Below are 13,175 nucleotides of genomic sequence, written 5' to 3' on the forward strand. Positions count from 1 at the left end.
GAGACACTCTCCACTAAAGTCGGAAGTCTTCGATGAGGTCTCCAGATTATCGATCATAGAGATATCCCTTTGTTGATTTTTCATCTGTTGTTGTCAGGATTTCACCGGCGAGCGCATATATGCCGATTTTGATTATTTCCTTTATTCGGAAAATTAATCGTTTTCACAATGAGGGACAAACGTAATGCTCCCCTCGGGTTCTCCTTATGAGAAACGGATTAACCCGCACCGATATTTCTACTGATTTTCAAACTCAGAATTTTCGCGCGCGCTGCGCTGTATTAATCCCCTGTCTGGTCATATAGTGCCTGCAGTACCTGAATATCAGCTTAAGGAGAAGATGATGAAGCGTATCGATTTGCACATGCATTCGGTATACAGCGACGATGCGGATTTCCCTGTCAGCGATCTGTTGACAATGGCGAAAGCGGCGAACCTGGCGGTGCTGGCGATAACCGATCACAACTCGGCGCGGTCCGTTGAGGAAGCTATTCACTATGGCAATGAAAACGCTGTGAGAGTGATGACGGGCATTGAAATTGACTGCTCGTTTGCGGGTAATAACTATCATCTGCTGGGCTACGGTTTTCGTCGTGATTGTCGGGACTTTGACGTCGTCGAGCAGAATTTCCACCATCTGGAAAGCGTCGCGACCCCGCTGAAACTGGCGAAACTTCGGGCGCTCGGGTTCCAGCTTGACGTCGATCGCCTGTATGCCCTGGCGGGCGATCGCGTTCCGCAGGAAGAGCAGATGGCGGAGTTAATTTTAGAGGATGCGCGCAATGCGAATCATGAACTGTTGCTGCCGTACCGGGCAGGGAACTCTCGCAGTGACATGCCGTTGATTAACTTCTTCTGGGATTTTTTTGGTCGTGATAAACCCTGCCATGTGAAGGTTGATCTGCCACCCATGGCTGAGATGGCGTCGATGATTATTGATAACGGCGGTATTCCGGTGATTGCGCATATCGGCGCCAACGTAAAGGAAAAGCCGTTGTCGGTGATTGAGCAAATGTTGCCGCTCGGCGTACAGGGCGTGGAGGTTTTTTCCAGCTATCATGATGAAGCACTTCGTCGCGAACTTTATCAGTTCACGCTGGATAACGCGTTGTTGGCGACCAGCGGCAGCGATTTCCACGGTAAAAACAAGCCCAATATCAAGATGGGCAGCAGCCAGCCCTGGGCGACCGCACTGCCGAAGACGCTGGAAATTCTTGAAAGGGTGACGCTTTATTGACATAGACAAACCCGGCGGAACGCACCGGGTTTAATTTTTTGAGATTGCCCCTGTTATTCTTATTCATGAGCGGAAGCGGCTAATACGTTGCGGCGTCAGGCTGCCAGCTCAGGCATTTTCTCCTTCACAAAGTTTAACACTTTCTCCGCATCCAGCGACGCGTAGGGCAGGCTTTCAATAATGGCGACAGGGCGTGCATTTCCGACAATGTCATAAATTTCATTGAGCTTGTACTGAATATGCGGCGCTATGAGAAAACCGTCGAAAGCGGGCGCCACGCTTTCGAAATTATCCAGCCCCACCGCGCTTATCATGAGAGGATAGCCGCGGCTTTCAGCCAGTACCTGCATCTTTTTGGCAAGAGAATTTGCCGTATTCCCGAACAAACAACCTATCAGAAGCTTTTTCATGTTTTTGACCTCCTGAAAACGGTTCACAGAATAGGGCTGGCTGTGTTCAAAAAATGAGCGCCACATCTTATTTGCATAACAAATATATTCAGCGTCGGTAGCGCAGACCTCTGGTGCCTCCTGCCGTGAAGACAGGTTGATGACACTTAAGTGGAACTGAGTTCCTGAACACGTCATGAAAAGGTGTGGTACGCACAGTAGTCAATTCGCATCAATGTGACAACACAGGGAGTTGGCGATAGTAAAAGAGACAGATGTCCTTTTTGTTATCGCCGCGCTCACTTTATTGTGCTATCCCATAAAGGGAAAATGGGATTGCGTCGAGGGGAAGATGAAAAATATCAATGACAGTGCCTTAAAAGAGCGGTTTATTTTAACGAACAGGTTATCGGCGATAATTAACCCCTCCCTGTTAGCGACACTGCGTCTGGTCAAAATTGATGCCGGGGAGTATCTGATGACGCAAAACACCTATTTGACGCATCTCTATTTCCTGGTTGACGGTAAACTGCAGGTCGAGCGCCATAATCCAAACGGGACGCACGCGGTTTATTCTTTTGAAACGCCTTTTTCGGTGGTTGGCGAAATGGAACTTTTCTCCATTAAGAAAAGTAAGGCTGTCGGTTCCGTTCAGGCATTAACGGACTCATGGTTACTGACCCTACCGGTCGAGGCCGTAAAAGAACACGCGATGAACGATCCCGCCTTTCTTCTTTTTATGTGCCAGAATTTAAGTCATAAACTACTGCATAATTCACTGATCCATTCCAGTGGCGCGATTTCGGTGGAATCTAAATTGCGTAAATTCTTACTTATTAAAACGCAAAACGAAGGCGCCACAATTCAACTGGAGAAAAGAGAGTCACTCGCGGCCATGTTGGGAGTTTCTGTCAGGCAACTCAATCGTGCGCTGATAAAACTTGCGCAGCAAGGGATTATTCAACACAAAAATAAAACCCTGAAGGTGATTAATCCTGTTCGCTTATCAGATTTTCCTGCTGACAAATCTGAATTGGTGTGAGTTGGAGTGGGGTAAATAATCCCGGAAGCATGAGATAATGCGCCCGTTGTGAAGGCAGGCTGGAGCGATATTTCAGCCACCAGGTACATTACGATGAGATCAACGGATGAATCTTCTTGAACTGACACTTCTGAGTGGACAATACAACGATCGTGAAACGGGCGGAAAGATCCCGTGGAATGATCCGGATTTCAGCCGCAGGATGCTGGAAAACCATTTGTCGCAGGAACACGACTGGGCCAGTCGTAAACTCTCGGTCATTGAACAACAGGTCGACTGGATCGCCCGCCAGCTTCCCGTGGGCGCAACAATACTTGATTTGGGATGCGGCCCCGGATTTTACACTCAACGTCTCGCGCAGCGCGGATTTGATTGCACTGGCGTCGATTTTTCTCCGGCCTCTGTGCAGTGGGCGCGAGAACAGGCGCAGAGCGCAGCGCTGGATATTGATTATCAGGAACAGGACGTCCGCGACTACCAGCCTGATGGCACGTTTGATTTCGTTATGATGACCTTCGGTGAAATCAATGTCTTCAGTTTTGAGGATGCGCAACGGCTGGTGGCGCGTAGTGCAGCCTGGCTGAAGCCGGGGGGCAAGTTGCTGATTGAAGTGCATACGTTTGACGAGGTCAAAAGACAGGGGATGGCTCCCGCGTTCTGGCAGCGGTGTCCAGAGGGGCTTTTTCTCGCCGAACCGCATCTGTTATTGAGCGAAAATCGCTGGAATGAAGAAACGCAAACCAGCACCACGACGTTCTGGGCGCTCAAGGCCGACGCCAGCGTTGTGCATTTTAGCAGCCAGACGCGGGCCTGGCGGGATGACGAGTATTTGCAGTTGCTGGCGCAGTGCGGTTTTCACACGACGACGCGTATTGCCGCTGAAGAGTGGCCGGTCAGTGAAACCTTTGCCGGCAAGCTCTACGCCCTGATGGGACGTCGAGAGACGGTATAAACGACAATTGCTCTGTGCTGCAACCAGAGAAAACCGATGCCCGATGGCTTACGCTGTCGGGCTTTTTCGCTATAACGGAGAACCTTACCTGGCAAGGGCATGATTCATCCTCAGGATTCAGCCATGTCATTCGGGCGACGGCGAAGCGATTCAACCTCCCGTGCAAGTATCTCAGTAAAAAAATGCCCTGGAAGATACAGCTCGATCCTTCGCGCTTCCCGGGACAATGCTTGTAGATAACACCTTGTTTATTAAAAAATTGATAGGCAATTATTTGCAAGCCTTTAAAGTCAATCATTATCCTTGTTTATCAAACATAAAATCTACAAAACTAGACATCTATCGAGTTTTCATCTTAAAGTCCCGATGTTGGCACTAGACAAAACTGTCTTATGGTTATCAAATGGTTAAATAATATTTCGCTGGATGTGAATGATCGACCAGATAGATGAATGGTCGGCGGGTAATTCAGCGGCTACAAGCAAGACAACACACCATTTCGGGAGAAATTATGCATTCCTCTGTTAATAAAAACGAAAGCCGAACGTTCTTCGGCCATCCCTATCCGCTGGGGTCACTGTTCTTCACGGAGATGTGGGAACGGTTTTCGTTTTATGGCATTCGTCCGTTACTGATTCTGTTCATGGCCGCGACCGTCTACGACGGTGGCATGGGACTGGCGCGGGAAAATGCGTCTGCTATCGTCGGTATTTTTGCCGGCAGTATGTACCTGGCAGCGCTGCCGGGCGGCTGGCTCGCGGATAACTGGCTCGGGCAGCAACGCGCGGTGTGGTACGGCTCGATCCTGATCGCGCTCGGCCATCTGTCGATTGCCCTGTCGGCCTGGATGGGCGACAACCTGTTTTTCATCGGTTTGATGTTTATCGTGCTGGGGTCGGGTCTGTTCAAAACCTGTATCTCGGTCATGGTGGGAACCCTCTATAAGAAAGGCGATGCCCGCCGCGATGGCGGTTTTTCGTTGTTCTACATGGGGATTAACATGGGGTCATTCATTGCCCCGTTGATCTCTGGCTGGTTAATCAAATCTCACGGCTGGCACTGGGGCTTTGGTATCGGTGGGATCGGGATGCTGGTCGCGCTGATTATCTTCCGCGTGTTTGCCGTTCCTTCCATGAAACGCTATGACCGCGAAGTGGGGCTTGATTCGACCTGGAACAGCCCGGTGGTGAAGAGAAACGGCGTGGGACGCTGGTTGCTGGCGCTGGCCGTTGGTGTTGCTATCATTGTGACGCTGATTGCCCAGGGCGTGATTGTCATTAATCCGGTCGCCGTTGCCAGCATGCTGGTCTACGTTATTGCCGCGTCTGTGGCGCTCTACTTTATCTATCTGTTCGTGTTTGCCGGGTTGACCCGCAAAGAGCGCGCCAGACTGTTGGTCTGCTTTATTTTACTGGTTTCTGCGGCCTTTTTCTGGTCGGCGTTTGAGCAGAAACCAACCTCGTTCAACCTGTTCGCGAACGACTACACCAACCGCATGATCGGTGATTTCGAAATTCCAGCCGTCTGGTTCCAGTCGATCAACGCCCTGTTTATCATCCTGCTAGCTCCGGTCTTTAGCTGGGCCTGGCCGGCACTGGCGCGCCGAAATGTGCGCCCGAGCAGTATCACCAAGTTTGTTATCGGTATTCTGTGCGCGGCAGCGGGCTTTGGCCTGATGATGATGGCGGCGCAGAATGTCCTGAGCAACGGTGGAGCAGGCGTATCGCCGTTCTGGCTGGTGGGCAGCATCCTGATGCTGACGCTGGGTGAGCTGTGTCTGAGCCCGATTGGTCTGGCGACCATGACGCTGTTAGCGCCCGAAAGAATGCGGGGTCAGATGATGGGCCTGTGGTTCTGTGCCAGCGCTTTAGGTAACCTGGCGGCGGGTCTGATTGGTGGGCACGTTAAGGCTGACCAACTGGACATGCTGCCTGATCTCTTCGCCCGCTGCTCCATTGCATTGCTGATTTGTGCGGCAGTACTGATTGTGCTGATTGTTCCGGTGCGTCGGATGCTGGAAAACGCGCAAACGAAAACGGAGCAAAAACCGGCGTAAAATGCCTGACCGATAATTAACACTCACAGATAAAACCGGTGCCTGATGCGCCGGTTTTATTTTTTCTTGCCAGGTAAAATCTTTATTCTGACGAACAAACGCCCGTCTCATAATCGTTAATGCTATTCCCACCAGAACATGCTTCAGGCTGAAAAAACGTCGGCCTGTTGTCGCTATGTTGCCGGAGATGATCGGCGAAATACCGTCACTCTTCCTCACAAAATGAGGTTTCACATGATCCTTTATGTCTGATTAATGAGGAAAGATCTTAAGTGGAGATTAATTATTCTTAAACACCTCATTTCTGAACTGCATTTAAAGAAATAATATGCTGTATATAATGCTATTTAAGGAATTATATTCTTTTATTGTTTTGTTTTTAAGATGATTGAATTGTCATTATGGCTAAGATCATTTCATTTGTTCTCACGCCTGATATCTGGAAAATATTGCCTAAATACCGCAATGAGACTCAGGGCGTTTGGGTCGGAAGGACATACGTTACATTGCCGTGACTTTTACTTAACGCATTCACAAATACACTGCATTTAATCATGCGATGTATAGCGTGCTGTTATTTCGATACAGTGGAATTGATATGAAGAGAAAAGAATTTAAATTAACAACCATGGCGTTGTTAATCAGTAGTCTGTTAATGGCAAATAACGCCGGTGCAGTCATTCATGATGTAGATGGTATTATTAGCGGAAGCGGGATCATCGCTAAAGATCAGGAATATAAAATCATTAGCACCGCAGGGGAAAACAATACGATCTCCGTGGCGAATAATGGTGGTGTAACCATTACCAACCCTGGCGGAACGCCCACGGTCTCGGGTGGGGGCGAATTTGAAAACGGTGACTTTTTAATTTCCAACGGGACAGTGATTGTTGCCAACAGCGGAACCATTAATTTAGGTTCAGGGACTACCGTGAATCATATCATCGGCGATGTCATTCCAGGCACCGTCGAGGGGCGACCAGATATTCCGCTGGATAATGATTATCAGTTCATGTATGCGGTGGGTATCGTTCAGGTGGGTGGTAACAGTGCAGCCTATCTCGCGCAAAAAGGCTCGATCGTTGCCGATAATTTGACGATAAATATGAGTCAAAAGCGTGATGGCAAAGATATTGCGGGCATTCTTGGCAATAAACACAATGGCGTCTTTACCTTAACCGGCACCACCACGGTTAATTCTGCGGTGACCGGGGCGAATGGGAAGAATTTCGCGATCTATGCAAAGTCGGGATCGAAAATCAACGCTGAAAATTTGATCGTCAATAGTAAGGGGACATTCTACGCCGTCGGCCTCGATTCGGAATCCAGTGTGGATGCCGACCGTTCACTGATTCGTTATAAAAATGCCACGATTACATCCGTCGCCGATCAGTATGCGGACGGCATCAGTTCTAACGGGGCTGACGTTGAAGCGTTGGGCGACACCGCTATTGATGTCACCGTGAACGATGCGAATGGCGTGATTTCCGGGATCTGGGTTTCAGATGGTCTCACCGGCGTTGATCTGGATGCACATGTGACCATGGCAGGGAAGACGAGCCTGTTGCTGAAGTCAGGCGCGGAGAGTACGGTTCTCAGTGGTGTCGAGTCCGTGGGCGCTTCGCAGTTTACCAGTAACGACCTGAATATCACGCTGGACACTCAGGGGCATCAGCAAACAACCGGTACCGGCATTCGGGCCAGTAAAGAAGATGCCCTCACGGCGGGTAAAATCGACATTAATGGTCGTCTGAACATTGATGTTGTCGATACTACCCGCAGCGGGAGCTGGAACTACGTCCGTGCGGACAAGGGCGGCGAAATCACGCTGAACGGTGGGGTACAGATGGGGGTTAACTACAACGACCCGGATGCCACTGCCATTCTGGCGGAAAACGCCGACTCCCGCGTGACGATTAACCCGCAGAAAATCGACGTTGTCGGGACGATTGAAGCCCTGGATTCCGCCGTGGTTGATGTGAATGCGATTAACCAGTCGCGTTTCGTCGGCGGGATGGTCACCCGCGGCAATGCAGTGAATAACCTGTCGCTGGCCGATGGCTCGGCCTGGAACATGACTAAAAGTTCTCAGCTCACCAACCTGACGCTGGATGACTCCACGCTGACCTTTATGCCGACCGCCGCAAAGCGTCGTATGCTGACGCGTGATACCGCGAGCTTCAAAACCCTGACAGTGGACGGTGATTACACAGGCACTAACGGTAATCTCGTGATGAACACCCAACTGGGCGATGACAGCTCACCGACTGACCGGATGATCGTTGCGGGCAACACCTCCGGCAGCACGAACGTTAAAGTACTGAACGCCGGGGGCGCGGGCGGTCTGACGACGTCGGGCATCGAACTGATTAGCGTTGGCGGCAATTCTGACGGTGTGTTTAAACAAAATGGCCGTATCGTGGCTGGTGCGTATGACTACACCCTGCATCGTGGTGAAGGCGAGAATAATAAAAACTGGTATCTGAGCAGCGCCCTGTCTCCGGTTACTCCGCTGGATCCTCTGAATCCTACCGATCCGCAGCCGCCAACTCCGACGCCGCGCGAACACGCGGTGCGTCCGGAAGCCGGTCTGTACGGCATGAACCTGCAGGCGGCGAACACGCTGTTCAATACCCGTTTGCAGGATCGTCTGGGCGAAACGCATTACGTGGACGCGCTGACCGGCGAAGAAGCCGTCACCAGTATGTGGCTGCGTAACGTGGGCGGTCATACCCGTCAGAAAGACAGCAGTGGTCAACTGGATATGCAGGCCAACCGTTATGTCATGCAACTGGGCGGCGACATTGCGCAGTGGTCTTCGGACAACACCGACCGCTACCATCTGGGTCTGATGGCCGGTTATGCGAACCAGAAAGCGCGTGCCGAAAACCAGCGTAACGGTAACCGGGCCGACAGCCGCATCAGTGGTTACAGCGTTGGTTTGTACGGCACCTGGCTGCAGGACAACGCGACGCACGAAGGCGCGTATGTCGATACTTGGGCGCAGTACAGCTGGTTTGATAACACCGTTTCTGGTCGTGACGTCGAATCTGAAGAGTATGATTCGAAGGGCTTCACCGCCTCTGTCGAATCCGGCTACACCTGGAAACTGGCCGAACTCAGCGAGCGTAACGCGCTGTATATTCAGCCAAAAGCCCAGATCACCTGGATGGGCGTGAAGGCAGATGAGCACAAAGAAGTTAACGGTACCCGCGTTGAAGGTAACGGCGATGGCAACATCCAGACCCGCGTCGGCGTCCGTCTGTTCGGCAAGGGCCACAACACACTGGACGACGGCAAAGACCACACCTTCCAGCCGTTTGTCGAAGCCAACTGGATCCACAACAGCAAAGACTTTGGCGTCGCAATGAACGGTGAAAATGTGAATCTGAAAGGCGCCCGCAATATTGGCGAACTGAAAGCCGGGGTTGAAGGCCAGTTGACGAAGAACGTCGCCCTGTGGGGCAACGTCGCTCAGCAGGTTGGTAACAACGGCTACAGCGACACTTCAGCGATGATCGGTATTAAAGCGTCGTTCTGATGCAAAGTGCCGGGAGGCGGTTTCGCTTTACCCGGCCAGGCAAAAAACCTGTAGGCCGGATAAGGCGCAACGCATCGCCATCCGGCAGTATGGGTATGAAATCCTCTCTCTAAACAGTATGTTACCGATGCGTAATCCCTTCATAAATTAAACGTAACGCCAGCAGGCCAATTATCGCGCCGATGATGCGACTGGCGACGCGCTGTATTCTGCCGTATGCCCGACGCACGGCAGGCAACGAAAAGGCCTGGCTCAGAAAGACGCGCCAGATAACCGAAGAGAGCACAATCCCGGCCCAGGCCATCATCCTTGCCCACATAGGCGTGTCGGCACTCAGCGTAACGGAGAAGATACTGATAAAAAACAGGACGGTTTGCGGATTTGACAGATCGGTCAGTAAGCCACGACGAAAGAACACGGTCCATGGCGCGCTAACGGGTTGCTGCAGCGTTGGCATCTGCGGTGTGGCCTGGTGACGCATACTGTTCCAGGCAAACCACAGCAGATACGCGCCGCCGCCAATTTTGATCACCGAAAATACCGCCTCGCACTGGGTGATCAGTGTCGCCATGCCAAACAGCCCCAGCCCGGAATAGATAGCGTCACCTGACGCAACGCCCAGACCGGTTAATACTCCTGCGCGCCGTCCGGAGGCCAGACTGGTTTGCACGACCACAAACAGATTGGCGCCGGGGTTGAAGAAGGTTAACACGAACAGGCTGACGGTGAGGAAAACCGCATGTAGAGGTTCCATAAACCACATTTCCCTGAGCTGGATAACGTCACTCCATCTTATTTACAACAAAATCTGAGGGATGCGAATGGGATCACAAAGGGAGGCGAGTGAAAAAAACCACCCGTGTTACCACGGGTGGTAGAAAGTCAGAAGCTGTATTTCAGTCCTAACATTCCCTGCGTATCGCTGTAGCCGTTGTCGCCAATTTGCTGGGCGACGTTGCCCCACAGTTGCAGACGCTGGCTAAGCTGGCCTTCAACGCCCACTTTCAGTTCGCCAATATTGCGGTTGCCTTTCACGTCGTTGCTGATGTCATCCATCTTCACGCTGTAGCTACGGGTGTTGTGGAGCCAGTTGGCTTCGACGAACGGCTGAAAGGTGCGGTCTTTGCCGTCATCTATGGCGTTATGGCCTTGCAGATAGGCTTTGACGCCAAGACGCGTTTGCAGGTTGCCGTCGGTTTTATCCACCACCCGGGTGCCGTTTTTCTCAACGTGCGTATCAGCCTGCACGTCCATCCAGGTGATTTGCGCTTTAGGCTGGATGTACAGCGCCTTACGCTCGCTGAATTCGGCCAGTTTCCAGGTGTAGCCTGTTTCGACAGAGGCGGTGATGCCGTCTGAATCATACTTTTCAGACGCCAGACCCTGTCCGGACACGGTGTTGTCAAACCAGTTGTAGAGCAGCCAGCCATCGACATACGCACCGGTTTTATCGGCGTCGTTGGCATACCAGGTACCGTACAGACCGGCGCTGTAGCCGCTGATTTCCCCGCGGGATGAGTATCCGGTAAGGCTGGAGTGGCTGCGGCTCTTGCTGTTGGCGTAACCGGTCATCAGACCCAGATGCCAGCGATCCAGACCGTCGGTGCTCCATTGCGCGATATCCCCGCCCAGTTGCATCACGTAGCGGTTGCTCTGGGTGCTGATCTGTCCGGAACCGTCCTTGAAGCGGTGATGTCCGCCGATGTGGCGCATCCACAGGCTGGTGACTTTCTGTTCGCCGGTTAACGCGTCGGTGTACTGGGTTTCACCCAGACGATCGTGAAGCCGGGTGGTGAACAGCGTGTTGGCGGCAAGGGTGTTCGCCAGATAGCTGCCGGTTTCCGGGCGATAGGTTTTCTCTCCTTCCGGCTGTGGCGTTGGGGCCGGTGTCGGGGCGGGATCGGGAGTAGGCTCCGGCACTGGGTCAGTGATGAAGGTGTTGGTCAGATACCAGTTACTGCCTTTTTTCACCACATCATAGTCATAAGCCCCCGCGACAATACGTCCGGCTTTGGCAAAAGTACCTGCGGAATCGCCATACACTTCGACAATTTCAATACCGTTCACCGTTTGCGAGCCCGTACCGCCGATATTATTCACCGCAACCAGCGTATTACCGGACGTGTCGCCTTCCACGATAAGTTTATCGGTGGGAGAATCATCGCCACCCAGTGTCGTGTTCATTTTCAGTGTTCCGCCGCCGTAGAAATTACCTTCTACAGTCAGAGTTTTAAACACACCGCTGCTTTCCGGAGGCAGGAAATTGACAGTCCCATTGTCTAAGGTGATGTCGGTGACATGAGAGCTACCGGTCATATTCCACACGGCCTGGTTGGAAAGATCCAGGTTAACAATACCGTTGCTGGTTGAGCCAGACGTAGCGGTATAACTGGTGGCCGTCAGGAATGAGTTTTCGTTATTCAGTACCATATTGAGCGTGGCATCGTTAATTGCGCCAATGTCGCCAATGACCTGTACCGTGCCGGTTTCTAATGAATTCACGTTGATCAGGCTGTTTGCTCCACGGGAGAGCAGGGACCAGGTGGGATCGCTGTTATCCGTCATCAGCAGACCTTTCTGCACATCGACAATACCACCCGCCGCGGCTTCGATACCCGCCACATAGTTGGCGTGCGTATCAGACAGTGAGATGCCTAAATCATCCTGGAATTCAACTTTTGTGGTGTTACTGCCGCCATCATAAGCATAAACCGCTCGTGCGGTATCGACGCCATTTTGCATAGTAATAGCGGTTTTACCCTGAAACTGCGCCTCACTTTTCCAAAGGTAAAGGCCTGTGTTGTAATAGCCACCGTTGCTGGTCAGCAGAAAATCGCCTTTTGCGATAAGCGACGACTGGTCAGTCAGGGAGATGGTTCGCATCCAGTACGGGTCGATCCAACCTGTGAATTCATGCTCGTAACCGGGTCGGTTGCCCAGGTAAGTCAGGTTCTCGCCGACGATGATCGCATTGCTGTTGAAGGTGATATCCGTTGCCATCAGGTCAAGTGCACGGCCACCGCCAGCCTCACCAAAGAGGTTATTTTCATCACCACGTGAGAGCGCTTCAATCTTCGTCAGCCCCGTAAATTCGATGCTATTTCTCGTCCCATAAGTGGCGTAGGGGAGCGCCGCCAGGATACCCTGGCTGCCTTTCAGAGTGATGTAGTCAGCTTCAAATTTGGCAGTATTAATCACGTTATAAGCAGTGTTACTCGTGCTCGCGCCAGCCCTTGCGGCAAACTGTAATGCCAGTTCATTGGCATCGATATCAATACGATCGGCTTTGATATCCACATCACTTCCTGCGGCAAGAACCATCCCCACGCGACGGTCGATAGAGTTGTCGCCCGGATCGCAGTCAACATTGATGACAAAGTTTCCACCATCAAAGGCCAGCTCACCGTTATACAAACCAATCCCCCAGCGGTGGGTGCTGACATATCCCGCCTGCGGCATCAGTACAGTCAAATTAACTTTATTATCGCCGTCGCTTTTGAAATCAAATTTACCACCTGGCCCGGCAAATAAACCGTAAATATCGGCGTAACTATTTTTGACCTCATTACTGACGACAATATTGCCGCCAGTGAATGTCATTGTGCCGCTGAGTGTATCTCGCTTGTAAGCATGCAGCGTTGCACGTTCGTCTGTCGTGTTATTATTAAAACCTCTTAGTGTCAGGGTATTCCCGTCGCTGATATTAATGTTCACTGCACCGTTCAGGGTATTGATTAGCGCGCGTTGGTAACTGGCGCTGCCCGTGTAACCGCTGGCGTCCAGGGTTACATCACCGAGGCTAACGGTGTGGGTTCCACTGCTAATAGACGAAATCGAACTGGTGAAGGTCTTATTTTCCAACTCGGCCGATAAGACAAACGGTGAGGCGAGAAACGAACTTCCCACCACGACAGGTACAAGACATTTCCATTTTATATATGTCATTTATGACTCTCCG

7 protein-coding genes and 1 pseudogene are annotated in these 13,175 nt (G+C 51.6%); 5 read left to right on the forward strand and 3 right to left on the reverse strand.

The window, feature by feature from the left end:
• The first annotated feature begins 340 nt into the window (after nt 1–340).
• Entirely contained in the window at nt 341–1,237 is an 897-nt protein-coding gene (locus HVZ37_RS05160; RefSeq protein ID WP_230324197.1) for a PHP domain-containing protein, read from the forward strand.
• Nucleotides 1,238–1,332: 95 nt separating this feature from the next.
• Here the strand turns inward: HVZ37_RS05160 and HVZ37_RS05165 are convergent, their stop codons facing one another.
• A complete protein-coding gene (locus tag HVZ37_RS05165) occupies nt 1,333–1,647 on the reverse strand; it encodes a PTS cellobiose transporter subunit IIB (RefSeq protein WP_043002012.1) in 315 nt (104 codons plus the stop codon).
• A 331-nt stretch (nt 1,648–1,978) separates the two neighbouring features.
• Between HVZ37_RS05165 and HVZ37_RS05170 the strand changes: the two genes are divergently transcribed.
• The 4 genes and pseudogenes from HVZ37_RS05170 to HVZ37_RS05185 all read left to right on the forward strand — a co-directional run bounded on the left by HVZ37_RS05170 (nt 1,979) and on the right by HVZ37_RS05185 (nt 9,217).
• Entirely contained in the window at nt 1,979–2,668 is a 690-nt protein-coding gene (locus HVZ37_RS05170) for a cyclic nucleotide-binding domain-containing protein (RefSeq protein ID WP_043001670.1), read from the forward strand.
• Between the two features lie 106 nt (nt 2,669–2,774).
• Nucleotides 2,775–3,599, forward strand: a pseudogene (locus HVZ37_RS05175) (class I SAM-dependent methyltransferase); the annotation flags it as partial.
• 532 nt (nt 3,600–4,131) lie between these two features.
• Nucleotides 4,132–5,676 (forward strand): peptide MFS transporter, encoded by a 1,545-nt coding sequence (locus HVZ37_RS05180; RefSeq protein ID WP_043001668.1) that lies wholly within the window; start codon nt 4,132–4,134, stop codon nt 5,674–5,676.
• Between the two features lie 598 nt (nt 5,677–6,274).
• Nucleotides 6,275–9,217: an autotransporter outer membrane beta-barrel domain-containing protein gene (locus tag HVZ37_RS05185; RefSeq protein ID WP_249418377.1), complete on the forward strand. Its 2,943-nt coding sequence runs from the start codon at nt 6,275–6,277 to the stop codon at nt 9,215–9,217.
• Nucleotides 9,218–9,338: 121 nt separating this feature from the next.
• Here HVZ37_RS05185 and HVZ37_RS05190 read toward each other — a convergent pair whose 3' ends face one another.
• Both HVZ37_RS05190 and HVZ37_RS05195 read right to left on the reverse strand, forming a co-directional pair.
• Nucleotides 9,339–9,971: a LysE family transporter gene (locus HVZ37_RS05190; protein ID WP_044258897.1), complete on the reverse strand. Its 633-nt coding sequence runs from the start codon at nt 9,969–9,971 to the stop codon at nt 9,339–9,341.
• A gap of 128 nt (nt 9,972–10,099) precedes the next feature.
• Entirely contained in the window at nt 10,100–13,162 is a 3,063-nt protein-coding gene (locus HVZ37_RS05195; protein ID WP_249418378.1) for an autotransporter outer membrane beta-barrel domain-containing protein, read from the reverse strand.
• Nucleotides 13,163–13,175: the final 13 nt, after the last annotated feature.

Source organism: Citrobacter sp. RHB35-C17 (assembly GCF_013816795.1).
Classification (GTDB): Bacteria; Pseudomonadota; Gammaproteobacteria; order Enterobacterales; family Enterobacteriaceae; genus Citrobacter_A; species Citrobacter_A amalonaticus.